General features: G+C 36.2%; 29 protein-coding genes. 4 read left to right on the top strand and 25 right to left on the bottom strand.

Annotated elements, in window-relative coordinates; genetic code table 11:
* Window positions 1-3: 3 nt before the first annotated feature.
* Window positions 4-2,853, bottom strand: a complete 2,850-nt coding sequence (locus ACLI50_RS00145; protein ID WP_411412880.1) for a SusC/RagA family TonB-linked outer membrane protein — start codon at window positions 2,851-2,853, stop codon at window positions 4-6.
* 366 nt (window positions 2,854-3,219) lie between these two features.
* On the opposite strand from ACLI50_RS00145, the gene ACLI50_RS00140 reads away from it, so the two are divergent.
* The 3 genes from ACLI50_RS00140 (at window position 3,220) to ACLI50_RS00130 (ending at window position 4,772) form a co-directional block, all read left to right on the top strand.
* Window positions 3,220-3,891 carry a DUF4197 family protein gene (locus ACLI50_RS00140; protein WP_110011034.1) on the top strand — a complete coding sequence of 224 codons (672 nt, stop codon included), beginning with the start codon at window positions 3,220-3,222 and terminating at the stop codon, window positions 3,889-3,891.
* 40 nt (window positions 3,892-3,931) lie between these two features.
* Window positions 3,932-4,237 (top strand): DUF493 family protein, encoded by a 306-nt coding sequence (locus ACLI50_RS00135; RefSeq protein ID WP_047433612.1) that lies wholly within the window; start codon window positions 3,932-3,934, stop codon window positions 4,235-4,237.
* 61 nt (window positions 4,238-4,298) lie between these two features.
* Window positions 4,299-4,772: a hypothetical protein gene (locus tag ACLI50_RS00130; RefSeq protein WP_411412879.1), complete on the top strand. Its 474-nt coding sequence runs from the start codon at window positions 4,299-4,301 to the stop codon at window positions 4,770-4,772.
* A gap of 54 nt (window positions 4,773-4,826) precedes the next feature.
* On the opposite strand, the gene ACLI50_RS00125 is transcribed toward ACLI50_RS00130, so the two are convergent.
* From ACLI50_RS00125 to ACLI50_RS00050, 16 genes are all read right to left on the bottom strand, one after another.
* On the bottom strand, window positions 4,827-5,177 hold the full coding sequence (locus ACLI50_RS00125) for an arsenate reductase family protein (RefSeq protein WP_110011032.1): 351 nt from the start codon (window positions 5,175-5,177) through the stop codon (window positions 4,827-4,829).
* Between the two features lie 86 nt (window positions 5,178-5,263).
* The gene (locus ACLI50_RS00120) at window positions 5,264-5,878 is read right to left on the bottom strand and encodes a deoxynucleoside kinase (RefSeq protein ID WP_002977952.1); all 615 of its coding nucleotides are present in this window, start codon (window positions 5,876-5,878) and stop codon (window positions 5,264-5,266) included.
* A 27-nt stretch (window positions 5,879-5,905) separates the two neighbouring features.
* The gene (locus ACLI50_RS00115) at window positions 5,906-6,868 is read right to left on the bottom strand and encodes a hypothetical protein (protein WP_411412878.1); all 963 of its coding nucleotides are present in this window, start codon (window positions 6,866-6,868) and stop codon (window positions 5,906-5,908) included.
* 105 nt (window positions 6,869-6,973) lie between these two features.
* Window positions 6,974-7,996 carry a glutaminyl-peptide cyclotransferase gene (locus ACLI50_RS00110; protein ID WP_411412877.1) on the bottom strand — a complete coding sequence of 341 codons (1,023 nt, stop codon included), beginning with the start codon at window positions 7,994-7,996 and terminating at the stop codon, window positions 6,974-6,976.
* Window positions 7,997-8,097: 101 nt separating this feature from the next.
* A complete protein-coding gene (locus ACLI50_RS00105) occupies window positions 8,098-9,120 on the bottom strand; it encodes a glutaminyl-peptide cyclotransferase (protein WP_411412876.1) in 1,023 nt (340 codons plus the stop codon).
* Window positions 9,121-9,155: 35 nt separating this feature from the next.
* Window positions 9,156-9,539, bottom strand: coding sequence for a VOC family protein (locus ACLI50_RS00100; RefSeq protein ID WP_395974153.1), 384 nt, complete (start codon window positions 9,537-9,539; stop codon window positions 9,156-9,158).
* On the bottom strand, window positions 9,536-10,042 hold the full coding sequence (locus tag ACLI50_RS00095; protein ID WP_411412875.1) for a GNAT family N-acetyltransferase: 507 nt from the start codon (window positions 10,040-10,042) through the stop codon (window positions 9,536-9,538). The genes ACLI50_RS00100 and ACLI50_RS00095 overlap by 4 nt, the downstream gene beginning before the upstream one ends.
* Window positions 10,043-10,045: 3 nt before the next feature.
* On the bottom strand, window positions 10,046-10,471 hold the full coding sequence (locus ACLI50_RS00090; RefSeq protein ID WP_395974156.1) for an SRPBCC family protein: 426 nt from the start codon (window positions 10,469-10,471) through the stop codon (window positions 10,046-10,048).
* Window positions 10,472-10,692: 221 nt separating this feature from the next.
* Window positions 10,693-12,306, bottom strand: a complete 1,614-nt coding sequence (locus ACLI50_RS00085) for a Na+/H+ antiporter (RefSeq protein ID WP_202839391.1) — start codon at window positions 12,304-12,306, stop codon at window positions 10,693-10,695.
* A 130-nt stretch (window positions 12,307-12,436) separates the two neighbouring features.
* Window positions 12,437-13,441 (bottom strand): bestrophin family protein, encoded by a 1,005-nt coding sequence (locus ACLI50_RS00080; RefSeq protein ID WP_411412874.1) that lies wholly within the window; start codon window positions 13,439-13,441, stop codon window positions 12,437-12,439.
* Between the two features lie 70 nt (window positions 13,442-13,511).
* Window positions 13,512-14,189, bottom strand: a complete 678-nt coding sequence (locus tag ACLI50_RS00075) for a DUF2490 domain-containing protein (RefSeq protein ID WP_411412873.1) — start codon at window positions 14,187-14,189, stop codon at window positions 13,512-13,514.
* A gap of 130 nt (window positions 14,190-14,319) precedes the next feature.
* Window positions 14,320-14,712 carry a DUF1398 domain-containing protein gene (locus tag ACLI50_RS00070; RefSeq protein WP_411412872.1) on the bottom strand — a complete coding sequence of 131 codons (393 nt, stop codon included), beginning with the start codon at window positions 14,710-14,712 and terminating at the stop codon, window positions 14,320-14,322.
* Window positions 14,713-14,853: 141 nt separating this feature from the next.
* Window positions 14,854-15,543 carry a response regulator gene (locus ACLI50_RS00065; protein ID WP_411412871.1) on the bottom strand — a complete coding sequence of 230 codons (690 nt, stop codon included), beginning with the start codon at window positions 15,541-15,543 and terminating at the stop codon, window positions 14,854-14,856.
* 11 nt (window positions 15,544-15,554) lie between these two features.
* On the bottom strand, window positions 15,555-16,331 hold the full coding sequence (locus ACLI50_RS00060; RefSeq protein ID WP_202839382.1) for a sensor histidine kinase: 777 nt from the start codon (window positions 16,329-16,331) through the stop codon (window positions 15,555-15,557).
* A gap of 21 nt (window positions 16,332-16,352) precedes the next feature.
* Window positions 16,353-16,985 (bottom strand): hypothetical protein, encoded by a 633-nt coding sequence (locus tag ACLI50_RS00055; protein ID WP_202839380.1) that lies wholly within the window; start codon window positions 16,983-16,985, stop codon window positions 16,353-16,355.
* A gap of 11 nt (window positions 16,986-16,996) precedes the next feature.
* Window positions 16,997-17,323, bottom strand: a complete 327-nt coding sequence (locus ACLI50_RS00050; protein WP_411412870.1) for a hypothetical protein — start codon at window positions 17,321-17,323, stop codon at window positions 16,997-16,999.
* A 315-nt stretch (window positions 17,324-17,638) separates the two neighbouring features.
* On the opposite strand from ACLI50_RS00050, the gene ACLI50_RS00045 reads away from it, so the two are divergent.
* Complete coding sequence (locus tag ACLI50_RS00045) at window positions 17,639-18,484, top strand: T9SS type A sorting domain-containing protein (protein WP_343638996.1); 846 nt, start codon at window positions 17,639-17,641, stop codon at window positions 18,482-18,484.
* A gap of 77 nt (window positions 18,485-18,561) precedes the next feature.
* Here the strand turns inward: ACLI50_RS00045 and ACLI50_RS00040 are convergent, their stop codons facing one another.
* The 8 genes from ACLI50_RS00040 to ACLI50_RS00005 all read right to left on the bottom strand — a co-directional run bounded on the left by ACLI50_RS00040 (window position 18,562) and on the right by ACLI50_RS00005 (window position 24,938).
* Window positions 18,562-19,008, bottom strand: coding sequence for a VOC family protein (locus tag ACLI50_RS00040; protein WP_110011019.1), 447 nt, complete (start codon window positions 19,006-19,008; stop codon window positions 18,562-18,564).
* Window positions 19,009-19,040: 32 nt separating this feature from the next.
* Window positions 19,041-19,589 (bottom strand): SRPBCC family protein, encoded by a 549-nt coding sequence (locus ACLI50_RS00035; RefSeq protein WP_411412869.1) that lies wholly within the window; start codon window positions 19,587-19,589, stop codon window positions 19,041-19,043.
* A gap of 17 nt (window positions 19,590-19,606) precedes the next feature.
* Window positions 19,607-19,978, bottom strand: coding sequence for a VOC family protein (locus ACLI50_RS00030; RefSeq protein WP_411412868.1), 372 nt, complete (start codon window positions 19,976-19,978; stop codon window positions 19,607-19,609).
* 69 nt (window positions 19,979-20,047) lie between these two features.
* Window positions 20,048-20,518 carry a hypothetical protein gene (locus ACLI50_RS00025; protein WP_411412867.1) on the bottom strand — a complete coding sequence of 157 codons (471 nt, stop codon included), beginning with the start codon at window positions 20,516-20,518 and terminating at the stop codon, window positions 20,048-20,050.
* 11 nt (window positions 20,519-20,529) lie between these two features.
* A complete protein-coding gene (locus ACLI50_RS00020) occupies window positions 20,530-20,985 on the bottom strand; it encodes a DUF1569 domain-containing protein (protein ID WP_110011016.1) in 456 nt (151 codons plus the stop codon).
* 291 nt (window positions 20,986-21,276) lie between these two features.
* Window positions 21,277-22,485 (bottom strand): ABC transporter permease, encoded by a 1,209-nt coding sequence (locus ACLI50_RS00015; RefSeq protein WP_411412866.1) that lies wholly within the window; start codon window positions 22,483-22,485, stop codon window positions 21,277-21,279.
* 66 nt (window positions 22,486-22,551) lie between these two features.
* Window positions 22,552-23,508, bottom strand: coding sequence for an HlyD family secretion protein (locus tag ACLI50_RS00010; protein WP_343639013.1), 957 nt, complete (start codon window positions 23,506-23,508; stop codon window positions 22,552-22,554).
* A gap of 11 nt (window positions 23,509-23,519) precedes the next feature.
* Window positions 23,520-24,938, bottom strand: coding sequence for a TolC family protein (locus ACLI50_RS00005; protein ID WP_120231659.1), 1,419 nt, complete (start codon window positions 24,936-24,938; stop codon window positions 23,520-23,522).
* Window positions 24,939-25,467: the final 529 nt, after the last annotated feature.

Below are 25,467 nucleotides of genomic sequence, written 5' to 3'. Positions count from 1 at the left end.
TTTTTAAAAATTTAGGTTAACACCAAATACAAAAGATCTTAATGTAGGGTAAGCATCTAATTCTACCCCTGCACGTTTGTAAGGATCTCCTTCTGCAGTAGGATCCGCAGGATTATATCCTGATAATTCTGAGGAATATCCTGAGTATTTCTGGAAAACAAAAGGATTAATTGCACTTACATAAAGCTTAATTGATTTCATATAATCCGTTACATTTTTAAATGTATATCCTACTGAAATATTATTGATTCTGAAATAATCCCCGCTTTCCAGATAGAATGTAGATGCAATTGGAATATTTGCAGGATTTACAGGATTTGCTGCATTAGTGTTTGTAGGAGTCCAAAAATCATTCGCTACAGAAGCTTCGACATTTTCTCCACCATTCCTTTGTGCTTTTTTACCGTTATACACTTTGAATCCGAAAGCTCCATAACCACTTAGGGCAAAATCCCAATTTTTATAGGACATTGAAACATTAACACCTAATGTTGACTTTGGTATGTAAGAGTCAAAGAATCTTCTGTCTCCCGGATCTGCACTTCCTGTAATTCCGTTACCATTCAAGTCTTTAAACTTCAGGTTACCATTTGCATCATAACCATCAGCTTCCCATAAATAGAAACTTCCTAATGCATAACCAACTGCATTAGCGTTAAAAAGTTTTGTATCTTGTCCGTTTCCAAGATTTCCTCCAACAATTTGAGAAACAGGCTTAGAAAGATTAATGCTGGCAAGCTTGTTCTTATTATAAGAATAATTGGCACCAATTGAATAGGTAAAATCCTCGCCTACTTTATCAGCCCAGTTTAGGCTTACCTCAGCACCTTTATTAACAACACTTCCCATATGAGAATAATTCAAATCAGAAATTCCAGTTGCCATATATGGAACAACTCCCAAAATAAGATTTTTGGTCTTTCTGTTATAAATATCAAACGTACCTGTCAATCTTTTATTCAGGATTCCAAAATCTAATCCTAAAGAGGATTCTTCTGTAACTTCCCATCCTAAGTCCGGATCGTAACCTTTATTAACAGTAACTCCATTGCTTACTGGTGAACTTCCAAACGCATAATTATAAGTTGCTCCCATTGAAAGTGGTAGATAATTCAAAGGAACATTCTGGTTTCCGATTTTACCCCATCCACCTCTAAGCTTCAAAAGGTCAAAGAAACCATCTTTCATGAAGTTTTCTTCGGAAATAATCCAACCTGCACCAAAAGATGGGAATGTACCCCACTTATTACCAGCAGCAAACTGAGAAGAACCGTCTCTTCTGATCGTTCCACTTAATAAGTAACGATTCATAAATTTATATTGGAATCTTCCGAAATAGGAAATTGTAGTATTTCTGTTTCCTTTTATTGATTCAAGAGCTTTTGTATCACTATCACTATACAGGTTACCATAGTAATCAACTCCGCTAAGATTCCAGTAATCTTTTGCAATAGGAACATCTTTTCTGTTAATAATTAAAGTCTCAAGCCCATTCTTTACTGAAGCTTCTGTACCTACAACAACTTCAATATCATGGTTTTCAATTTTCTTTGTATAGGTTAAATAATTATTAAGTAACCAGTTGAAATAGTTCTGACTTTTATTGGTTAACCTTGTTAGTGGTGACGTAGCTGAGTATTGGTTTTCCGTTCTCATAGGATCACTATCTAACCAGAAAGATTTTGAATTTACAAAATTATAGTATTTATAGTTACCATATTCTCCACTAAATTGAGAGGTAAATTTTAAATCTTTATAGATATCTATATCCAATTTTAATCCACCTTGTAATAAGAAATTTCTACCTCTTTGATTGTCATAAGCAAGCTGCATCACCGGGTTGCCTACGTTATTAAATCGTCCTCCTTCATAATCGATATTCCCGTTGGTCTTATTATAAATAGGCTGACCATATTTTCCATTCGGATAATATACAGGGACTAATGGTGATTGTTTATAAGCATTTGTAAAAGCACCATACGATTTAGGAGTATCATTAGTAAATGTTGCGCTTAAAGTCTGCGCCAATCTGATTCCTTTGGTAATTCTGAACTCGTTATTGGTTCTTACTGTAGTCCTGTTATAATTTGTTCCTTTAAGGATAGACTGCTCATCATAATTACTTAAACTTAAAAAGTACTTTGCAGCTTCTGAAGATCCTGAAATTGATAAGTTATGCTGGTTGTAAATTCCCGTTCTTGTAATTTCTTTGAACCAATCTGTATTATAAGGTTGATTAGGATTCAAATAATTACTTGCTTTACCAGCATTATTATAATTTGCAAATTCAGACCCGTTAGCCATTTTAATGGTTTTTAAAGGGGTTCTAAATCCAACCAGTCCATCATAGGAAACGCTTAATTTTCCTCTACCTGACTTTGTCGTAATGATGATTACTCCATTAGCAGCTCTGTTACCATAGATAGCCAATGCTGCAGCATCTTTCAATACATCATAGGTAAGAATATCATTAGAGTTAATATTGTTGATGTTATCAGTAAACATCCCATCAACTACATATAAAGGTGTTCTTCCCCCCAGTACTGTACCAAGTCCTCTGATCATCACTGTAGGAGTAGATCCTGGTGCATCGGAAGCTATTACCTGTACACCGGCTGCTTTACCCTGAATGGCTTGTGATGCATTCAACACTTTGGTTTTAGTTACTTCTTCCGCACTGATAGAACTAATAGAAGTAGTGTTGTCTACTTTTTTACGGCTACCATATCCAATCATAACGACTTCGTCAATCTTCTGGACTTTAGCAGAATCCTGCGTAACCTGTGCATTCACGTTCATCCCGAAATATAACACGGCAATGAGACATGAATACTTTAAATTACTTTGTTTCATATAGTTTCAATTTTATTCAAATAAATTCAAATTTGCACCTGTCTCTAAATAGTGGAGTTATTTAAAATCTCAAAAAAAGACATTAGCCAAAAATATAAAAAATATCCAACACTGTTAAACTATCTTAAATATTTAAAAATAACTATACTTTATTAAATGAAAAATGCCAAAAATATAGATTTTATAATTTTTAATTTAAAATCAAGATCCTTTATTCATCATATTTACAAATGAAATTTTAACATTTTTGACACAATATTCACCAAAACATGTACTCAATTTAATATTTTGTTAAATTGGGAATAGTAATTACCTTTGGTGCAGTTTTTGACAAATGCATCTTAGAAATACATAATAAAAAAATCAATGAAAAAATATATCATTGCAGCCGCTCTTTTGATTGGAACCGGTGCTGTTATTACCACCACTGTACAATCCTGCACTTCATTGGCAACATCAGACATGGGGCTTTCTATTATCAAAAGAATTCTGCTCAATGGTATTGATAAGGGAATGAGTATCTATGGCAACAAAGAAGCGTTCCTGCAGAATAATATGGTTGATAAAGCCCTTCCCAAAGAGTTGAGAGACATCAATTCCACACTGGAGAAAATTGCTCCTTCACTGGTAGCCAAAGAACGAGATTATATAGCACAGGCAGCAGCTTACACAGTGAATACATCAAAACCTATTTTGCAGGATGCCGTAAACAGCCTGAATGCTCAGGATGTAACGCGAATTATGCAGGGAACCACTGCTACACAGATTCTGAAGGAAAAAACATCCCAACAGCTTATTGCGGCCATTGCTCCTAAAGTAGATGAAAAACTGAATGAATATGGAATTGTAAAAACCATTAATACAGCGCTATCAGGCAGTAATTTTTTGGGCAGTCTTTTAGGGGGAAATAACAACACTGTCAATTCAGGAGGATTGAGTAAACTTGCTTCTGAACAGCTGGTGAATGGATTGTTCAATATCATTGAAGATTATGAACATCAGAACTCCAAGTCCCTGCTGGGACCGTTTGGAAAATAGGAAAATTTTCGCTATTTTTATATTATATTAACAATTGCAGATGGATATATTACAAGGAAATCAACACGCAAGCCCTGAAGACTTTTATCAGTCTTTGAGGGAGAAACTGGAGGATCATCATGATTTTCCGGAGGATTATTTATTTAAATTTATTATTCCTACAGACCAGGCAAAACTTACTGAAATTTATAGAGTTTTTGATGGTATTAAATTTACACTGGGAAACCGCGAAAGTAAAAATGGAAAATACACGGCCTGCAATATCAATGCATTTGTTCTGGATGCCAATCAGGTAGTGAATATTTATAAAGAAGTAGCAAAAATAGAAGGCGTTATTCTATTGTAAAAACAAAGGCCGTTTCATCATGATGAAGCGGTTTTTTATTATTAATACATAAAAACAGAATATGATGAACATCCAACTGATCCTATTTAATGTCATTTTAGCAACCTCTGCTACAAACTGTATGCACAAAAATAACAGCGAAAATAATACCCCAAATATCTCTTCTGCAGTTCAGCAACAAAAGATTGAACAGATCCGGTTAACAGAAAGAACAAGAGGGTTCAGCAGAGATATTGTTTTCACTCCTTCCTCAAAAGAATCCAATATCAATGAAGAGATTATAAATACCAAAATCTCCACCGCCGAATGGCTGGCAGTTTCCAGGCTGGCTCAGAACATTGACCTACCGAAGATATCTGAACTCAAATCTCCAACTACAGGCAGATATTCTGACCAGGCAATGATATCATCTATGATCATTACCGCTGGCGGAAAAGAATATACTTCTTCAGAATTTGATTCCGGACGTCCTCCCAAAGAACTGGAAGCTTTATATAAGGCGATAAACGGTCCGGTTACTACAAAAACCCCATAACATAAAAGATCCGCTCTATAACAGAACGGATCTTTTTTATTTATTAAATTTCGTTTATTTTTCAATAAAGAACTTTACATTTTCAATAGGTCTTCCCAGCATTGCTACTGAACCTTTTACCAGAATGGGTCTTTGTATTAAAGATGGGTTTTCGGAAAGAATCTTTATCCATTCCTCTTCTGAATAGTTTTTATCTGCATAGTTCTCAACGTAAAGCTTATCGGTTTTACGGATAATATGAAAAACACTCTGATTCAGTTTCTTCAGCACCGTTCTTATTTCAAGAGGACTTAAAGGATCTTCAACAATATTAATGATCTCAAAAGGCACTCCGTTTTCGTCAAGATACTCCAGTACAGCGTTTGACTTTGAACAGTTTCCGTTATGTAAAACTTTAACTACCATGATATATTTTTCAAAAATTAAACTTGGTCTTAACAAATTTAAAAAGATTTACCCTGAGTCTGTCTTAATGTTCTGATAAAAATATGTTAAAACAATCCGTGTAGCTCTGCTTCAATCTTCTCCAGAATAAACCCGAAATCTTCAGGTTTTTCAACGAAATCAAGATCATCCACTTCTACAATCAGAAGTTTTCCTTCTGTATAGTTGGAGATCCATTTTTCATATTTCTGATTCAGTTTGGAAAGGTATTCAATACTGATGGATGCTTCATATTCACGGCCTCTTTTATAGATTTTTTTAACCAGGTTAGGAACATCAGATTTCAAATAGATTAAAAGATCCGGAGCAGATACGAAAGACTTCATCAGATCAAATACTGATGAGTAGTTATTGAAATCCCTGTCTGAAAGAAGGTTCATATCATTCAGGTTTTCCGCAAAAATATGGGCATCTTCATAGATCGTACGATCCTGAATAATGTTTTTCCCGCTTTCCCTGATCTCCTTTACCTGACGGAATCTGCTCCCCAGGAAATACACCTGCAGTGCGAAACTCCACTTGCTCATGTCTGAATAAAAATCTTCCAGATAAGGATTATGATCTACATCTTCAAATTGTGCATCCCATCCGTAATGCTTGGAAAGCATCGTTGTCAAAGTTGTTTTTCCGGCTCCGATGTTTCCTGTAACTGCAATATGCATAATATTCTTTTTCCTTGTATTTACCGATTAGTTGATAAGTTTTTCGACAGCCTCAGTCTGAACCTGAGAAATATCTTCAATCAATTTCTGTAAAGTATTGTCTGAAGGTTTCTCTACTGTATTCTCATCTGGCTTTTCTTCCGTCTTTTCTACTGGTTTTTCTGTAGATGGCGGAGGAGATTCCGGCTGAGCTTCGAGCTGTTTTTGCTGTTGGGCTTTCTTTACTTTTTCAAGGCTGTAAAGATAGAGTTTGTTCCCTTTGATTGCAAAATAAGAGAGGATGTTTTTATCCACAATTTGCGCTTCCTGATCTTCGAAAACAGTTGCCATACCTTTTTCAGGGATGTATTGTGAAATGAAATTACCCGCGATAACCATGATCACATCATTTTCTCTTCGAAACCGTTTTCCGTTTTCCAACGGGGCTTCAAAAAGTTTTTCAAATTTCAGACTATAGATTCTGATATGTTTTCTCGTTAAGATATAAACCTTATTTTCATAGACCAGCATATCCATCAGGTCTTCAAAACTGATGTCAAAAGGATATGAATTGATGGTGGTATCATTCCTGAAATTATACTGTATCAAACGTTTTGTACTGTCGTCCAAAAGCCAGAGCTGCTGCAGATCTTCTGCATAAGCCATTCTGATAAAACCAAATTTTTGTTTAAAATCCAATCGTTGAATCTCATTCATATTCTGGTCTACAAATTTCATTTCCTGGGCATTTTCAGAAAACAATGGCACATTCAGAGGATTTTGTACGGTCTGTACTTTGTACGGAACAGTGAGCATCATTTTTCCGATCTGTTTTCCAAGGGAATCATATTTGGTAAAACTAAAATCTTTGTTTTTATAGATATACAGATTTCCGTAGTCATCGGCAAGCATATCTTTTGCCTCCTTCAGTTTTAAAGTATCTAAAGGAAGTACATCCTGCGCTGAAGCCGTACAGAAAAGGAAAAAAAATACTATGTTTAAAAACTTCACTCTGTTTTTTTAATGGGGTCAATTTACTGAAAAATACGTTCACTCAAAAGATGATTTAGCCTAATAAAATTTTCTTTACTATTAATCAAAATTAAGAACAGTTTATTACTGAAAAACAACTTCATAAATTTTTTCCCAGTTCTTTCCTGTCACCAGCATATGATCACCTTTAAAAGCAATTCCGTTCAGGACATCTTCAGTACCTTTGGTATTTTGTTTGGCAATTTTTGTAAAATCAAAAGTTCCCACTACTTCTCCATTAGCAGGATTGATCTTTAAAATAACCGGTTCTCGCCACACATTAGCATATATAAAGCCATCGTGATATTCAAGTTCATTGAGCTGATTATAAATTTCAGAATTCCCGCCAACAGCTATAGTTTTCACTACTTTCGAGGGATCATTGATATCCAGAAAATAAAGATTTTTTGAACCGTCTGTAGCGATCAGATTTTTTCCGTCGTACGTCAGTCCCCATCCCTCTCCCATTGTATTGGGCAAAGGAAATTTTGAGAGTTCTTCAAACGTATTTTTATCGTAAATAAAACCTATTTTATTTTTATAAGTTAACTGATAAATGTTATTTCCAACTATTGCACAGCCTTCGGAGAAAATTTCAGCAGGTTGTTGTTTTACAATTATCGGAGTGGATGACCCTAAAGTATATTTTATCAACTGGGAAGCATTCTCCATCCCATCACTTTCATATACTGTATTTCCTTCCATCAGAAAGCCTTCAATAAAGTTTTTGGGATCGTGAGGGTAATCTGCAACTATTTTATATGGAATATTCTGCTCGGGAGTTTTTGTGAATACATTGATGGTAGCATCCTGATTTAAGACTTCTCCATTTTTTGTTTTAATCCTGAAGACTACATCATTATCTCCTAATGTAAAAAACTTTGGACTAACAGTTAAATCCGTTGTTTCTTTATCTCCGAAACTGATTGTTATACTTTCTGCATTTTCCGTTACTTCTTTGGGAAGATCAAGTTTATCTCCGAAATGATACCCTTTTGATTCTCTCGCATTGTTATAATCAGCCAGAGAATCAAGCATTTTCTCGTTATTATTGCAGGAAGTCAACAAGAATACGGCTGCCAGACCAGCCATAATATTTTGCTTCATGAAGTTTTTAATCATTTGCCAAAAGTACTAAAATTTAATCCTCAAAACGAAAATAACGCTCCCAGGGGAACGCTATTTTTATTTTTATCAATAGAATCAGATTACTTGATCTGAACTTCATAAATCTTCGACCAGTTTTTTCCTGTCACCAGCATATTATCCCCTTTGAAGGCAATTCCGTTCAGTACATCATCACTTCCTTTGGTATTCTGTTTTGCGATTTCAGTAAAGTCAAAAGTTCCCACTACTTCTCCATTGGCTGGATTGATCTTTAAAATGATCGGCTTCTGCCATACGTTGGCATAAATAAATCCGTTGTGGTATTCCAGCTCGTTCAACTGGTCGTATGCCTGAGAACTTCCTGCAACCGCAATATATTTAATCAGTTTTGAAGGATCGTTGACATCAAGGAAATATAAAAGTTTACTTCCGTCAGAAGCAATAAGGCTTTTTCCGTCATACGTTAATCCCCAACCTTCACCCAATACATTAGGATAAGCAAATTCTGAAAGCAGCTTTAATGAACTTTTATCATAAACATATCCTTTTTTGCTTTGCCATGTCAATTGATATACTTTGTCTCCTACGATGGTACTTCCTTCAGAAAAGTCTTCCTGAGCCTGTTTTGTAGAAGCCAGCGGAGTTGTTGTTCCCAGCGTATATTTTAAAATCTGTGAAGATCCGTTCTGCCCGTCACTTTCATAAATGGTATTTCCTTCAATCTGGAAACCCTGTACAAAGTTTTTAGGATCGTGAGGATATTCCGCTACAATCTGATAAGGAATATTTTTTTCAGGATTTTTTGCAAATACATTGATGGTAGCATCCTGATTTAGCACTTCACCTCCTTTTGTTTTAATATTGAATGTAACAGCATTGTCTCCTAATGTGAAAAATTTAGGATCAATTGTTAAATCTGTTGTTTCTTTATCTCCAAAGCTGATTGTTACGCTTTCTGCATTTTCCGTTACCTCTTTCGGAAGCTCAAGCTTATCTCCGAAATGGTATCCCTTCGCCTCCATTGAAGTATTATAAGTGTTTAATGTATTAAGAATCTCCTTATCCTTATTACAAGACGCCAATAATAAAATCGCTGCGAAACCCGCTATTATACTTTTTTTCATTGAATTTCTAAATATTTCTCCAAAAATAGCAAATTTTATTCCGTATTGCCAATATTATCTGCGGGTTCACCAAATTGTAATAGGTAACCATTGTTGTCATATATTGCAAATTCTCTCATTCCCCACTCAAAAGTTTCGATTTCATAGCAGACTTTGGCTTTCGTTTTAAGGTCTTCCCAAAGATCATTCACTTTATTTACATTGAAATAAAACGAACCGGAAAAACCAATGGAAGTATTTTTTTCATGTTCGTTAGGCTGAGACAGCATGATGTATATGTCATCTTTACGAAGGGAAGCCCATTGCCATTCGTTATTCCTGTCCATAAGGCTAAACCCAAGAACACGCATATAGAATCCTATGGTTTCATCAAGATTTTCAGTCCATAAAACAGGGCGAAGTGCGGTAAATTGTGTCATGATTCCTGTAATTCAAAACTATTTCTGTGAATTTTCATATTCAGGGAAACCCATGTTTCCTGATCAATCTTTGCTTCGCTTTTAACGTATGGGTCAAAAGCAAAACCTACTTTTCTGTAACATTCAATAGCTCCGGTATTCCAGCCGTAGACATTCAGCTCTGCTGTTTCTTTATCAAAATGACTGAAGCCATATTTCAAAAGCTCCTGCATCACCTTCTTTCCATAACCTTTTCCCCTGTTGTTCTCATCCCAGATCAGAATTCTTCCCAACAGGAATGTTTTTTCTTTCAGAAATATCTGGGCATGCCCGATTGTACGTCCTGTCTCATCTGTAATTTTAAAAAGAGTTCTGTTTTCATTGAACAGATCAGTTTCCAGCTGTTCTTCTGTGAGAGGAAAACGATATGCCGGACCGGCAAACTGAAGAAGCATTCTTTCGTCTTTTATCTTTGAAATCAGTTGTGGAGCATCTTCTATCGTAAAAGGGTGTAATGTGATCATGATTTATTTTTCTAAATATTCTTTTAAGCTTTGTCCCAAAATCGTATTCCAGCCCTTTACAAAATTTTCTCTTGAAAAGCCTTCTCCTAAGTCTTTAAAGTTTTCAATATCTTCATGGGTCAGCTTTACTAAAGTTTGACCGTCTTCTGGCAGCAGTTCCCAGGTTACAATGGTCTTCATGGCTGAAAAATCAGGATAAGACCATGTATGCTTTAATTTTTCATTGGGTATTATTTCTAAAATCTGTGCGTGGTGATGGTATTTATTCTCACCTCCCGGTTCATAGAAGTTGAATTCCTTACCTGTTTCCAAAACAAAATCCTGGATATCAAAATACCAGGATTTCATCTCATTTTTATCGGTTAATGCTTTCCAGACTTTTTCAGCCGGAGCATTTATGGTGTACTGAACAGTGATGGGTGTACTCATATTATAGGTTTAATATGTTTAAATGTACACATTTTACCTATAATCTTTAACCACAAAAGTCACAAAAGTTTTTATCTACTAAATTATTTAAGTTTAAATTTCTACTCATGAGAAGTACACGTAAGCCTTCAAAATTTCAGAATTTTCCTTTTGTGAACTTTTTATTCCTGCAAGTTCATTTTAACTTTTATCTTTTGTGACTTTTGTGATTTATTTTGTAATTACCCATGTGAAAAACCTGTGATCTTGGCTTCGTCAAAATCCAGCTGCATTTCAATGGTTCTCATCACATGATCATCAAAGATCTTTTCTCTTTTCATTCTGTGCAACTCATTTCTCTGTGCCTGAATGATCTGTCTCAAAACATCTTTGTTTTCGTTGATTGCGGACACATAATCTCCTGTGGAAGCCATGCATTGGGCTTTGTCTGCCATCAGCATCATTTCATTTTCCAGCTTGTGTTTTTGATGACGTACAAGGCTGTTCGTTACGGCTAATTCAGAAAAATCGTTATCCAGTTTGTGCAATGCTGTTTCCTTCAGTTTACGCATAAGAATGACCTCCTGTTTTTCTTCCGGCAATTCGCTTCCGGCATCCTGAATATTTAATAATTTCAAGATGGGCGCCAACAATAAACCCTGCCCTACCAGAGTGATCAATATGATCACGAAGGTTACAAATAAAATAATATTCCTATGCGGAAATGCTTCTCCGTTGGGTAAAAAAGCAGGAATGGACAAGGCTGCAGCCAGTGAAACCACTCCTCTCATTGCTGCAAAACTGATGATAAAAGGCTCCCTCCAATCCGGTTTGGGAACTTTTAACCTTAATTCTTTAGAGCAGATTCTTGGGAAATACATCAATGCGTAACTATAGAGAATTCTTGTTCCGATAATCGCTCCGCCAATCACTACACTGTAGAAAATACCTTCTGAAATGGTATATTCTTTCATCCCTTCCACTACAATGGGAAGCTCAAGACCAATCAGGATAAAGATGATGGTATTCATCAGGAATATCAGAACACTCCAAACATTCCCCGACTGAATCCTTGAGGTATGGCTTAAATAGCAATGTGAATTATAAGACATCAATAAACCTCCGGCAACTACAGCCAATACTCCCGAAAAATGGAAATGTTCTGCTCCCACATACATAATATAAGGTACGATAAGGGTAATAATGGTATCGATATTGGAATTGGTCGGAATAACTTTTAATAAAGCTCCAAACAGGAAGCCTACTGCTACTCCCACAGCAATTCCACCGATCGCCATCGTGAAGAAATCCTGAACGGCATCTCTCCAGATAAACTGTCCTGAAATAACGGCGGCCAGTGCAAATTTAAATACAATTAAACTGGAAGCATCATTGATCAAACTTTCTCCTTCCAGAATATTAGTGATCTTTTTAGGAATTTTCATATGTTTCAGAACCGAAGTAGCAGCTACTGCATCCGGCGGAGAATTGACACCTCCCAACAGGAAGCCCATTGCCACAGTAAGTCCTGGAATAATGGAAGATGAAAGATAAGCAACGACTATGGAGGTTAAGAATACCAACCCAAAGGCCATTGAAAAAATCTGTTTTCTCCATTTATGAAAATCCTGCCATGAGGTAAACCAGGCTGCCTCAAACAAAATTGGCGGCAGGAAAATAAGAAAAACAAGATCAGGCTCTATTTCAATACGCGGCATTCCCGGCACAAAGCTTATCAGTAATCCTGCAATGACAAGAAAAATCGGGTAAGCTACTTTTAATTTCTGGCCGATCATTACCAATATCATCACAGACAGCAGGACTGCAATGGATATTATAACATAGCTGTGAATCATTTTGAGTTCGTTTTTTTAAGTATTATGTTTATTTTTAGGTATCAAATATTTATTATTTCCCATACCTGATAGGTTCAGATATATTCGAAGTCTGTCATTAATCAATATCTGAGATCATAAAAAGATCAATCTAAAGCACGATATTATTCTTCGGAGTAATGGCTGGCGGAAGATCAGATTCATCCAGCATATCTCTCATATCGATTTCAATTGTACGGCTGATCTGGGTGATGGGAACGTCATTGGGACTTCCTTCAAAAGGATTTACCGAAGCCTCCCCCACGCTGTCCAAGGTATGGAAGCACCATGTTACCAGTAAAGAAAACGGAATATTGAACCACAATGTCCAGCCTTCTACCGATGTTCCTTCACCTAATTTATCAAACTCCTTCAATAATCCAAAAGGCACAAAAACAATGAATAAAAGCAATAGATATGTTGTAATTGAAGAGAAATTTCTCGGATAGGGAAAGTTTTTAATTCTTTCAGCTTTTCCCTGATTATCGGTAAACTTCACCAATTGCTGGTTGATCTGTGTCCATTGAAAATCATTGATTTCTCCTTTTTCGTAAGCTTCGGATAAAACTTTACTCTGGCTGGCTATGAGTTGAGTCGCTCTGTTTTTTTTGCTTACAATGTACTGGAGCTCAGATTCAGAAAGATATTTTTTCAGTTCTTCGTCCAGTGTAGTCAGTCTTTCCGGAATGTCATATTTTTTAGCATATTCATCAAACTGATCTGACCCCATATTTTCCCATGCTCGCGGTTCACGAAGCTGAAATCTCAATGCAGTAAGCCATGCATAATGACGAAGGAACATTTCTTTTACTTTACCGGAGTCTTTGGAAAGAAGTGCATCTCTCAGAATATACCCAAAACTGCGGCTGTCATTAATAATGGCTCCGTAAATCTGTCTTGCTTCCCAGAGTCTGCTGTAGCTGGCATTGTTTTTAAATCCAACAATAAAGGCAACCGCTGTTCCCATGATCGCAATCGGCTGCCATGGAACGGAAAGGAACTTCCAGCCTAAAAAGTACAGGACTGTAGGAATAGCTGATAATATAACCAAAGCGTAAATGCTCCGTCTGGTCCAGATAATGAACTCCCGGGCTCCGAATCTTTTTCCTGAATGCATAAGTGTTTATTTTATAGGGTTTATTAAATTTTCAAATAATGATTTCCAGAAGCATTCAGCAACAGTTTTATTAGTTTTTGGTGAACGGGATATTATTATAAAAACCAATCTGAATCTGTCCGCGGTTTCTGTTCTCCTGAATCTGGTTCATATAGCCTGCTTCAATCCTCATATTTTTGTTGATGACATATCCTAAGGCTCCATAGACTCTGTTTCTGTCGAAAACCGGATTGTCAAAATGCAGAAAAATTTCGTTATATACTGATGCGTAAAGGGTTTTCGGAAGTAATTCTTTTTGAGTAATCGGAATATTGACTCCCAGCATATAACGGAATCTCATTTTGAAATCATCCTCAAGAAAACGTTCTTCCAAACGGTAACGGTGCTGAAGATAAAAACGTCCGAATTTCTGCTTGGTAATATACTGCTGGAAAATCCTATGTTCAATATTTTCTTTTTTTTCACCGTTTACATAAGGCTGGCTGAGAATGAAGCCGTATCCCAATAAAACATTATTGTTATTTTCAGTAAGATCGTACCCGACCCCCGTACGGATCAGTAACTGCTCGAGATCTCCCAGGGCATCGAAATTACGGTATTGAATTTCATTGTGCCAGTTCAGTTTCTTGCTGATCTTATTATTTCCAAAATACATATACCATGCTCCAAGATCATTTTTTTGAGCAAATGTCAAAATGGATCCCAAACCTAAAACTGTGAACGCCAACTTCGTAAAAACCTTTCTCATGTTTATCAATTACTATTATCTATCGTTTTAAACAAAATTAATATTTTAAATCAATAATAGCAAACAATATTTCATTACCCTTATAAAGAAGTACGGATGCAATGGTCTGCATCCGTTTTTTTGTAAAAGATTATCCTGGAACCTGTTCGGTCAGAACATCACTTTCATTCTGGTCAAAATAAGTACAGGTCATCGCCTGTAGATCCATCGTCCAACCTTTGATTCCGTTTTCGGCACAGTCTTTACAGAAAGTTATATAATCTGTTCCGCCCTGCTGGTGAAGTTTCAGTCTTATTTTAAAATTTTCAAGATTTAAAGTATCGGAAACAGCAAGAGAATCATACTTTTTTCCTGTATGAACAGATTGATTTTCGTGATTGAAGTATTCTGTGTTTCCATCCTGAACGTACGCCTTATAGTGAGAAACCCCCAACGTTTTTATATTCTGAATATATTTAGGAAAATCGGCTCCGCTTTTTACTTTCTGGTGCTCTGCTTTGATGTTTTCAATTGTAAATTTCATTCTTTTGTATTTTCTGTTTTAACTATAAATTATTGTTTTTTCATAAACAATCCATTGTGTTCTGTTTATCAAAACAAAAGCTAATTTAATCAGAAAATATAAATTTCAATTAATTTTTAATGAAAACAGCTGTATGACTATTTATTCGAACCTATCTTTTAAATAGTTCATATCTGCAATTTTACTTTCTATGGCATAGACTACCAGGCCTGCAGTATTTTTAGCTCCTGTTTTAAGCAGAAGGCTATTACGGTGTCCTTCAACCGTTCTGGAGCTTATAAAAAGCTGATCTGCAATCTCAGAAGTGTTGTATTGTTTGCAGATGAGTTCCAATACTTCTTTTTCTCTTTTGGAAATGTGATTGGCATCAAAAATACTGGAAACTTTCTTTTTAGGTTCTGTAAGGTTTTGATGTAATGCTTCCATGACCTCATTGTTATAAAAGAAACCTTTGCTGTGCACTTCCCTTATTGCCGTGAGCAATTCTGCAGGGCTTGAGTTTTTTTTAAGAAAGGAACAGGCCCCTGACTGTATCATATTGACAATAAATGCTTTCGTGTTATAGCTCGTTAAGGCAATAATTTTAATCTGGGGATATTTGATATGGATTTGTTTGGTTGCCTCTACTCCGTTAATTTCAGGCATATTGAGATCCATCAGGATTATATTGGGCAGTTCTTCCAGGGTTACAAGCTCATCCAGCAGCTCTTTCCCATTGCTGAAATCACTTACCAGTTCAATATCTTTTTCTCTCTGTATCAACAATGAAATTCCCTGACGAAAGAGCGCTTCATCGTCTACAATTATGACACGAATTATATCCTTTTCCATTTTATAACGATTTAAAATGTAAATTCTACGGTAATTCCTTTATTGTTTTCACTTTCAATTTTCAGTGTTCCATTGATCAGTTCTACCCGGCTTCTGATATTTCTTAAGCCTAATCCACCTTTCAATGTATTTTCATTAAGATCAAATCCTTTCCCATCATCTTTATAGATACAGGTATTTTTTCCGGCTTTTCCCAAAAATTCTATATCAATATGCGTACTTTCCCCGTGTTTTATGGAATTGTTAATGAGCTCTTGTAGTATTCTAAAGATATGCAAATTTTTTTCTTCTTCTGCTTTTGCAAAGTATAAGCTGTTGGAATAAGTAACCTGTAGGGTTTTGGATAAGTTAATTTCTGAGCACAATGCATCTATTGCAGCATGGAGTCCAAATTTTTCTAAAATCGGAGGAAGGAGATCGTGCGAGATTTGTCTGGCACTTTCTGCAGTTTTATTAACCAGATGTATGATTTTATTTTTCAGATCGTTGTATTCTTCCCTGGCCAGATTATCAAAATCCAGAAGGTGGATATTTAAAGAAACCACACTGAGTTTTGAACTGATGTCATCATGCAGATCCTGGGCAATTCTCAGTCTTTCTTTTTCCTGGGCACTGATAATGGCGTGGGTAAGCTCTTTCTCGTATCTGACCTCCAGCTCCTTTTTCTGAATAAGGTTTCTTGTTATCTTCTTATTAGAAAAATAATAAAATATAATCAGGGTAACGGCCAGTAAGGTAAATGCCAGAAAGGTATAAACGATAGTGGAAATAATTGTATTCTCATTCATTTTGTAAAGTCATAACAGTGATTACACATTTTTTTTGCGGGAAGACAGATAGTCTGTCAGAATAAAAATCTGATACACAATAAACATAACAACATTGAAAACCCATATCTCTTTATGCAGTTTTCTGTTCATCACCGTATACAGGTTTCCCGACAAAAATATTACGGTACTGCTTATCAGATAAAGTAAAAGTCCCAGGCTTATATAATTGTATTTCTTTTGGGTATCCAGTATATTATATAAATGAAATAATGCCAGAATTATGATTGAATAAGACGTGACAAAAATTTCAAAAAGATTAAAAACATAATACTTTTCGGGGTATATGATATACTGTATAACAAGAACTACGGGAATGATAATTAAAAGTGTACGTGCTGTTTTTTTCTGGTATTTTTCCGTTACAATTTCATGGAAGAATAATCCCAGTAACATGAATTGGCCTATCAGATAATAATGTGAGAAAAACAGATTATTGATCTTCTGTGAGTTCAATACATAAAAAACAATTTCACACAGTAATATCCAGGCCAAATAACCAATGAAGAATGTATAGGCTTTTCCGGCTCCGGAAAAACCTATACAGTATACTGCCAGGTTAATCAGCAGAATGCCTTTTCCAATTAATGACAATATTTCAATCCAGTGATCCAATGATCTCTAGTTTACAGCTTCCACCATTTTGCAGCAGAGCATACGCTCGGGCAGGGTGTTGTCATGTCATATACATAATACCCTTTATCATAATCCACAATATCATTGTTATCTGCATCTACTCCTACCAGAAGAAATTTAAATTCTCCTTCATCGGTAATGGCATTATAACCCCGGTATCTCTCAAATCCTTTGTCATTAATAAAAATATCATGAACGTCCTTTGCCGGGATAAGGTGGGCCCGGATAGATGTTCCATCGATAATTTTTGTATTCTGCCAATTGCTGATCCATTTTTTAGCGTCATCTAATAAGACTGCATGTTTAGGTAATTCCATAGTTTTTCTCGTTTTAAATTATATAATAGGTTTAGAATAAGTGACTTCAGCTACACATTACAAGTTATGAAAAAAAACTAACCATACTGTGAAATACATTCATTTTAATTAACATAATATCCTTTTTTCAAAATTATAATAATAAAAACCACCAAAATTGCGTATTTCTACCTGTTTTTCAATTCGGCATTTAATACGCTGTTGTCACTTTGTATTTCTCGGTTACTTTGTGGTATCCTTTACAGAAAAAACTCATGAGCACATCAACAGTACGGGAAGCTTATGATCTTCTTTAAACATTAAAAAATCTGTATCATGAAAAAAATTATCTTTTTTGGAATCTTTGCTTTCTTAAGCAATATTACAATGACCAGTGCACAGACAACTACTGTGACTTTTGAAACTTCATCTGGCGGCAGCACAAGCTTTACCAGCAACGGATATACTTTCAATATCATATCACAGGCCGGAACTTTCAGAATTCAGGGCAATTATCCAAACACCGGCTGGAACGGAACAGCTAATGATAATGTCTATATCGACAATACAGGTACAACCAATATCAGCTCTCCCTCTTTCAGTGTTAAAAGCAATTCTGCATTCACTGTATCAAAGTTTTGGGTATTTTTAAGCAATACTGCTTTAAACCAGTCTACCTCATCAGGAACACTTATTATTACGGGAAAATTAGGGGGAGTTACAAAGTTCACCACCACAAAAACATCCGGATTTAATACTACATTTAATGCAACTACGGGAACGACAGGTATCAACAACGGATTTACCCTGATTGATCTTTCCACCCTAAATAATCAGAATAACAGCAATACTACCATTGATGAAATCCAGCTGCAATCCACCGGAGGATATGTCTATATGTGCCTGGACGCATTTACATGGACAAAAATTTCTACGCTGGGCACTTCAGAAAAATCTATCAAAGACAAAAAGAATATTTATCCTAACCCAACTTCCGGTATCTTCTATATGGATGACCTGAAGAAAAATGAAAATGTTTCTTTATATGATCAGTCCGGAAAACTTATGAAATCCACAACAGCTGAAAAAGATAAAAATAAGTTTGATATAAGTGAGTTCCCTGATGGTATCTACCTCATCACAACAGCATCAGGAAGCTACAAAATCATTAAAAAGAAATAATAGCTCAGCAACTTATCAGTAAAAAAACCGACAGGCTCCTGTCGGTTTTTTTATTATTTTGAGTGCAAAGATAAATTTTATGAGTGCTGCATTTTAGCTGGATCGTCATAATTTACCATCCAGTTGATTCCGAATTTATCGCTGAACATTCCGAAATAAGCTCCCCAGAAGGTATCAGCCATTGGCATTGTTACCTGTCCGCCTGCAGAAAGACCACCGAATAATTTGTCTGCTTCTTCTTTAGATTCAGCGTTCACAGAAATAGAGAAGTTGTTTCCTGCCTTGAAGTTGGAAGACCACTCTCCTCCTGTATCGCTTCCCATCAAAATCGTTTCTTTAGAGATCGGAAGAGAAACGTGCATGATTTTGTTTTTGTCTTCTTCAGGCATTTCTTTTCCTTCCATTGGAGGCATTTCGCCAAATGTTCCGATATAAGGATATTCTCCTCCGAAAACAGATTTATAAAAATCGAATGCTTCTCTGCAGTTTCCGTTGAATGTCAGGTAAACGTTTACTGTTGCCATAATTGTTTTGTTTTTTTAAGTTCAATTTGTTTTTATTGAGGTTTTTCAGACAGTGCTTTTAATCGTGAAAGCCCTTTCTGATAATCTTTTCCGATAGCATTCTCCATATTCATAAATAACTTCATCAAGGTAAACGGATAAGGAATCTCAGAAGTAAATCCCCATGTTGCCCTACTTCCGTTTCCTTCCGGAACTACTGTTACGTAAGCATTTGCTTCACTTTCATAAGGGGTAAGAAATTTGATTGCCGTATCTATTCTTTTACCAGCTTCATCTACTTTTTCCAATTCCTGGCAGCCTTTTCCTGCCTGTTTATTTTTACTATCCCAGCAAACTTTTTCTCCGTGCTGGCCAGTTGTTCCCGTCCACTCTTTTTTCATACCCGGATCAAGATCATTCCATGGACTCCATTGATCCATTGCTTTGAGGGTATTGGTATTCTGCCATACTTTTTCCACCGGTGCATTAATGGAAATCGATTTTTCATATTGACAGTCACCCGGAATAAAAGCAGCCCAAATCAGCAAAATGATTAGTAATGTGGCTAATAGTAAAAAAATACATTTAAATGTTCTCATCATCAATGTGTTTTTAATTATTATCTGTGTTGATCTATAAGAATCATATTTCCATCCGGATCTTTCAGATAGATATGTTCTGGCCCGGAGGTGGTTTCATCGGCTTCTCTACTGATTTCAACTCCGTTTTCTTTTAATCTTTTCTGAATTTCACGCACATCATCAAAAGATTCCAGATTCTGTGCATTTTCGTCCCATCCCGGATTGAAGGTAAGCATATTCCCATCAAACATTGCCTGAAAAAGTCCTATCAGCGTAGAACCGTTTTTCATGATCAGGTAGTTTTGTGCTTCTGTTCCTGCCATAGTTGTAAACCCAAGCTTCTCATAAAAGTTTTTTGATTTCTGAAGATCTTTTACGCTTAAGCTAATTGAAAATGCGCCTAGTTTCATAATGTTGGTAAGTTTTTAAAGTAAGCCCCCGAGGTCTGGGGTATTGTTAAGTCGAATAATGAGGTTGTTTTACTGATTTTTAAGATGGGTCTTAAATTCAATGGTTCCGTCATAACTTTTCCAATCGCCTGTAAGTTCGATGTGCTGCTCTTCAATTTTCTCTGTCTTTCTATTCCATTTGAAATTGTAGACAAACTTCCCTTTGAAAAGTCCGGAATGTTTTCCTTTATTCTCTTCCGCCAGCTCATACTCCCCGTATACGGTTCCCTGTTTTTTGGAATCTTTATATTTTAAAATGGTAATTTTGCCTTCAAATTTCGTGTAATTGGTATCCACAAGGGAATATCCTGAAACAAAATATTCCTGATCATTTTTTTTATTCTGCTCAGAGATATTGATCTTCAGTTTCAGTTCCTGACCTTTATTTCCAATGGTTCCTATATAAGGTTTACTGTTATTCAGCCATGTATTGGAAATATCAGGCATCTGACCCCATACAAAATTGGCAGCCAGAATGAAAAGTAATAAAAGTTTTTTCATACAAAGTGTGTTTAAACGCCAAATTGTGCCAGGTGATGGTTCAGGTGCTTGGCAAACATATTGTTCCATTCCTGGGAATTCAGTTTACCAAAAGAAAAAGATTCTTTACCATCGAACGCATCTGCTCCCAGCTGCTGAGTCTTCTGGATAAAACCAATCAGTCTTGTTTTTTCTTCATGAAAATTCTTTCTGGTGGTAATCAAAAACTGTGGAGCGGTAGGTGAATCTCTTGGATATGCTTTTTCTCCCACTACTTTAGGTTTTACAAAAGTTTTTAATATAAATTTTGCAATCGCTCCCGGTTTTTTGTGTTTTTCCGGTTCATATACCATTTCATAGGTAATACAGCAGTGTGCCAGCATCTGGTCTACTGTCATTTTTCCCCACAGACCGTGTGTATCTTCCACCAACTTATTTATTCTATCAATATAGTTTTGAGCATCTTTTGCATCAAATACATTTTCCATATAATTTCTATTTTACTATGGACAAATATATCAGTTTTTTTGTTTGATTTTATCGTTGGCTGAAAAAATTGAGGGGTGCTTGTTATGAGATACGAGTTATGGGGTACGGGATTCGAGTTCGAAAGTTTTTCGGCTATTTTTCGATTATTTTTTACGTATTTTTCCCTGCTCTTTAATTTGTCGTCGGGTATAGATACTGATCATCTGCCAGCCTATATACTACAAAAGTAACCAGCAAACCAGCATCATATCAACCTCTAACTTAAAAACCAGCAACAAATTAACCAAAAACTACTCTATCTCTTCCCGAGAAGTATCCTCAATTGTAATTTCCTGGGGTGCAGATTTTTTGAAAATAAACCATAGTTTGATCTTTAAAGCAATCCAGCCGATAACAGCATATATTACTAAAAGGATACTTAGATGTTTCAGATACGGGAAAGTAAGCTCTACCGAACCTTTTTGAATCAATAAGATCTTGAAAGCCTGTAAAAAGGGAGTCAACGGAATAATATTCGCGATAAACTGTACAAAAGCAGGCATTGCATTCAAAGGCCATGTAAAACCACTGATAATGAAAGCCGGCGAAGCAATGACCATCAGGATTTGTGTCGCCTTCAAAGCATCCGGAATCAGAATACTGATGAATACTCCCAAAAATGAAGCTGATCCCACAAATACCGCTGTGAGGAGAATAAAATTGAGTATTCCTTCCGGCATCGGAACATGGAAAATCATGTGCATAAAGTAATAAATACCTACAATAAGAACAGAAAACACCCAGATCGGAATGACTTTTATCAACATGGTCGGGAAGGCCCATTTTTTCATTTTCAGATATTCTTTCACAAAAGATCCTCTTTCGAATTCAGCGGCAAAACTCACTGCCATTGCCAGCAGAATGACCTGCTGTAATACCACTGCCAGCATTGCGGGCCACATAAAGATCAGATAATTTCCTGTAGTATTGAAAAGGGTTATATAATTGGCTTTGAAAGGTTCATATTGTGTTGCAGCCTTTGCAGCAGGCATTCCTGCTTTCTGAAGGGCTTTAATGGAAGCTCCGGCAGAAAATGTTCCGATGGTCAACTGAAGTGCTTTTGATGCAAAATTTGCCGTTAAAACATTTCCTGTATTGATATACACATTCAGTTCAGGATATTTTTTCTGCAGCATATCTCCTTCAAATCTTGAGGGAATAATAACCACAGCAGCTGCCTCATGCCTGATTACCTCATCTTTTATGCTTAAAGGTTCCTGCAGATATCTGATAATTTTGATGCTTTTATTATCATCCAACATTTCCGTCAGTTGGTTGGATAACGGTGTATTGTCTCTATCAACAACCAAAACAGGAGTATTTTCAACTTTTCCGCTTTTGTAGACAAACCCCAGCAAGGTGGCATAGAAAACCGGTGCCAAAAAGAACACCGTCCTTAAGGTGGAATTGCCGATAAAAAGTTTGAACTCACGTTTCAAAAGACGGAAAAATTCTTTCATCTGTATATTTTTATAAGTGGAAGAACGAAATGAAATTTTATAGAAGCTTCATCTGTCCTTTTCAATTTATTTCAGGATTACGTTGGCATTGACTAAAATATTTTTAGCCTTATTCATGTCTTTGGGTTTTACTTTGATCTCGTAGATAGCGTCTTGTAACTGATAGTCCGGGTAAGCCGTGGTGATATCCGCATACTTTGTCAGCTGTTTAATATACACGATAGTTCCCGTAAGGTTTTCTTTGTTATAGACTACCTGCATGGTGACCTCCTGTCCTTTTTTATATTTTGAAATAGCACTTTCCGGGATGGTAAATCTGAAAAAAGTACTCTCAGGAATATATCCGTTGAACAGAGCAAAACCAGCGGTTGCCAACTCGCCAGTATTCAGGCTGATGGTTTCGATCTCCATATCATTGGTGGCAATAATATATCTTTCGGAATAGGCTACATTTGCTTCCTGCAAAGCGCCTTTAGCCTGTGATGCCTGTCCGGCCGCCATTTCTACTTTTTCGAAACGGGTTCCTCTTTTCACATCATCAAGTTCCGCCACTACAGCATCATATTGTGCCTTTGCTCCCTGCAATTTTGCGTAGATTTCGTCATGAGCCTGTGGAGACATTAAACTGTCGCGGAACATATTATTGGCTCTTCTGTATGATTTCTGAGCAAATTCATATTGTTCCTTCAATCCTTTATATTTGGCCTGAAGCTGTCTCATCTGATCGGCTGTTGCTCCGTTTTTTGCCATTTGCTCCTGAGCCGTAGCCGCACTTACTGCTCCTTGCGCCTGTGCAATTTTTGCAGAAACTTCCGGTACATCAAGCTGTGCCAGGGTATCTCCTTTTTTCACAGTCTGACCTTCGGAAACATATATTTTCAGAATCCTTCCGGTAACTTTAGGGGCAAAAGAGATCACATCCTTTTTGGTTTTTCCTTCCGGTTCTTTGATTTTCTCGTTTTTTTTGTCACAGCTCCCCAATAAAAACAGAGCAGCGAAGAGTATAGATATATTTTTATGCATCATTTAAATTTTTAAGGGATTAAATAAAATTTGGTGATATCCAGTTCCTGGGTAGATCTCATCAGTTCTATCCCCGCTCTTCTCTGGTTGAAAATGGCATTCTGATATTCCAGTTCTGCAACTTCAAGATCATTTTCGGCATCAATAAGCTGTGAAGATTTACTCATTCCGTATCTGAATTCTTTTTCTGCCTGTACGAGTGCATTTTTAGCCAGCTCTTTTTCTTTGGCTTTCAGGGTAATCTGCGCAGAAGCGATATCATAATTGGTTTGATTATTAGCCAGATTCAAGGTCAGTTTTTTCAGGGCGTCTTCTTTCTGGTTCTGCAATACTTCTTTACCAACTTTGGCAGTTTCTTCTGCATGTTTTCCTTCTTTACCGTCGAAAATTTCCCATTTAAAACCTACACCTGCTGTAATCAATGGAAACACGTTGATGTTATTAGGTCTCCAGTCCAGCTTTTTCCCTTCATATCCAAGAATTGGCACAGCAGGGATTACATTTTCCGAAGATTTTATTCTATTCCCGTACAATCCGATATAATAGGCAGAAGCCATCAGTTGTACTTTAGGAATCATCCACGTTCTTTCTGCTTTTATTTTATAGTCTGCCGCACTGATTCCATGTTCCAGTGCACGGATTTCTGCTCTCTGTTCAATCCCTTTTTCTGCAGCCAGCAATTCTACAGGAGATAATACAGGATCAATCATTCTGAGCCTTTCTCTTTGAATCCCTGTCAAAATATAAAGCTGGGTAAGAAGAAGTTCTTTTTTCCCTTCATATTCTACCATTTTAGCATCCAGAGTAGCCTGGGCGAGTTCAATTTTCTTATGGTCATAAGGCGTTATCAAACCATAGCCAAGCGCTTTATCAGCTGTTTTTCGGTTGATATCCAATCTTTTTTTACTTTCATCCAGAACCTTTTTAGACTGATGAATCAATGCTAACTGATCATAGGCTTTGGAAATGGTGGCAATCACCTCATCTTTTGTTTTTTCCAGAAGGATATCTTCAGACTTTTTCTTTTCTTCCACCGCTTTTTTCATGTACTTCACCTTTCCTCCTGAATACAGCAGCATTTTGGCATCTGCCTTGGCAATACCTGAAAATCCGGATACATTGAAATTATTGTTGAAAGTCCCTTCGGGAATATTGATAAAGGGAGCGAGATTGAATTCCGGGGACGTCAGTCTTGCTGTTCCGTTGAGATAACCGGCCTGACCGCTCAATTCCAGGGTTGGAAGAAAGATATCCTTCAGTTTGTGCTCGTCAAGGTCAGTAAGCTTATTTTGGGTAATCTGCATTTTAAGGTTCGAGTCCCGAACCATAGCACTATCCAGAAGTTCTTTAAAATCCGGCGCAGACTGTGCCCAGCCAAAAGCGGGGAAAGCAAAAAAACTAAACGTAAAAATCAATAAATTGTTTTTCATGGTTTATGTTTACAACAAATATAATGCAAAAATTGTTAAAATCCTTAAAGATAATTCTACAAGACGGTGAATTTAAATTAAGTTTAAAATATGTTTAAGTTTAAAACCTTATAAAATAAAGTTTTGTCGGAGTCGTTTAAATATTAATTAAATACTAGAAAACCTGAAAAAAATTTTAACTCTACTTTTTCTGTATTATTTTTACGACACTTTTTTCAGGAAACAAAGGAAGAAAAGAACATTTTCTGAAAAAAATCATTCTGAATTTGGAATTTGGATTCCTTCGGAATGACAAACTGGATGGATAGGCTTGTATAATAAATTTCTTAATCTATAAAATCTGTGAAAAACAATATTTAATAGGAACGGGCTTTAGCCCGTTTAATAAAAAACAAAACTTCAATTGGCTTTAGATTCTGTGTTAACTTCCAAATATTTTTTATACATTTATATTTATAAAAGCGACCTTGAGTTAGCTTGCGTAGGGTGAACGTCTTTGATTTTTACCCTACTTTCTTCAAAATCTATC

Origin of the sequence: Chryseobacterium cupriresistens (genome assembly GCF_046614675.1) — a bacterium.
Lineage (GTDB): Bacteria > Bacteroidota > Bacteroidia > Flavobacteriales > Weeksellaceae > Chryseobacterium > Chryseobacterium cupriresistens.
Note: the sequence above shows the minus strand (reverse complement) of the source record. Positions and strands in the feature narration are given on the sequence as shown.

Coding starts and splice junctions, on each gene's coding strand:
- ACLI50_RS00145 (WP_411412880.1), bottom strand. CDS start 2,853: ATGAAACAAAGTAATTTAAAGTATTCATGTCTCATTGCCGTGTTATAT.
- ACLI50_RS00140 (WP_110011034.1), top strand. CDS start 3,220: ATGAAAAAATATATCATTGCAGCCGCTCTTTTGATTGGAACCGGTGCT.
- ACLI50_RS00135 (WP_047433612.1), top strand. CDS start 3,932: ATGGATATATTACAAGGAAATCAACACGCAAGCCCTGAAGACTTTTAT.
- ACLI50_RS00130 (WP_411412879.1), top strand. CDS start 4,299: ATGATGAACATCCAACTGATCCTATTTAATGTCATTTTAGCAACCTCT.
- ACLI50_RS00125 (WP_110011032.1), bottom strand. CDS start 5,177: ATGGTAGTTAAAGTTTTACATAACGGAAACTGTTCAAAGTCAAACGCT.
- ACLI50_RS00120 (WP_002977952.1), bottom strand. CDS start 5,878: ATGCATATTGCAGTTACAGGAAACATCGGAGCCGGAAAAACAACTTTG.
- ACLI50_RS00110 (WP_411412877.1), bottom strand. CDS start 7,996: ATGAAGCAAAATATTATGGCTGGTCTGGCAGCCGTATTCTTGTTGACT.
- ACLI50_RS00105 (WP_411412876.1), bottom strand. CDS start 9,120: ATGAAAAAAAGTATAATAGCGGGTTTCGCAGCGATTTTATTATTGGCG.
- ACLI50_RS00100 (WP_395974153.1), bottom strand. CDS start 9,539: ATGACACAATTTACCGCACTTCGCCCTGTTTTATGGACTGAAAATCTT.
- ACLI50_RS00095 (WP_411412875.1), bottom strand. CDS start 10,042: ATGATCACATTACACCCTTTTACGATAGAAGATGCTCCACAACTGATT.
- ACLI50_RS00090 (WP_395974156.1), bottom strand. CDS start 10,471: ATGAGTACACCCATCACTGTTCAGTACACCATAAATGCTCCGGCTGAA.
- ACLI50_RS00085 (WP_202839391.1), bottom strand. CDS start 12,306: ATGATTCACAGCTATGTTATAATATCCATTGCAGTCCTGCTGTCTGTG.
- ACLI50_RS00080 (WP_411412874.1), bottom strand. CDS start 13,441: ATGCATTCAGGAAAAAGATTCGGAGCCCGGGAGTTCATTATCTGGACC.
- ACLI50_RS00075 (WP_411412873.1), bottom strand. CDS start 14,189: ATGAGAAAGGTTTTTACGAAGTTGGCGTTCACAGTTTTAGGTTTGGGA.
- ACLI50_RS00070 (WP_411412872.1), bottom strand. CDS start 14,712: ATGAAATTTACAATTGAAAACATCAAAGCAGAGCACCAGAAAGTAAAA.
- ACLI50_RS00065 (WP_411412871.1), bottom strand. CDS start 15,543: ATGGAAAAGGATATAATTCGTGTCATAATTGTAGACGATGAAGCGCTC.
- ACLI50_RS00060 (WP_202839382.1), bottom strand. CDS start 16,331: ATGAATGAGAATACAATTATTTCCACTATCGTTTATACCTTTCTGGCA.
- ACLI50_RS00050 (WP_411412870.1), bottom strand. CDS start 17,323: ATGGAATTACCTAAACATGCAGTCTTATTAGATGACGCTAAAAAATGG.
- ACLI50_RS00045 (WP_343638996.1), top strand. CDS start 17,639: ATGAAAAAAATTATCTTTTTTGGAATCTTTGCTTTCTTAAGCAATATT.
- ACLI50_RS00040 (WP_110011019.1), bottom strand. CDS start 19,008: ATGGCAACAGTAAACGTTTACCTGACATTCAACGGAAACTGCAGAGAA.
- ACLI50_RS00035 (WP_411412869.1), bottom strand. CDS start 19,589: ATGATGAGAACATTTAAATGTATTTTTTTACTATTAGCCACATTACTA.
- ACLI50_RS00030 (WP_411412868.1), bottom strand. CDS start 19,978: ATGAAACTAGGCGCATTTTCAATTAGCTTAAGCGTAAAAGATCTTCAG.
- ACLI50_RS00025 (WP_411412867.1), bottom strand. CDS start 20,518: ATGAAAAAACTTTTATTACTTTTCATTCTGGCTGCCAATTTTGTATGG.
- ACLI50_RS00020 (WP_110011016.1), bottom strand. CDS start 20,985: ATGGAAAATGTATTTGATGCAAAAGATGCTCAAAACTATATTGATAGA.
- ACLI50_RS00015 (WP_411412866.1), bottom strand. CDS start 22,485: ATGAAAGAATTTTTCCGTCTTTTGAAACGTGAGTTCAAACTTTTTATC.
- ACLI50_RS00010 (WP_343639013.1), bottom strand. CDS start 23,508: ATGCATAAAAATATATCTATACTCTTCGCTGCTCTGTTTTTATTGGGG.
- ACLI50_RS00005 (WP_120231659.1), bottom strand. CDS start 24,938: ATGAAAAACAATTTATTGATTTTTACGTTTAGTTTTTTTGCTTTCCCC.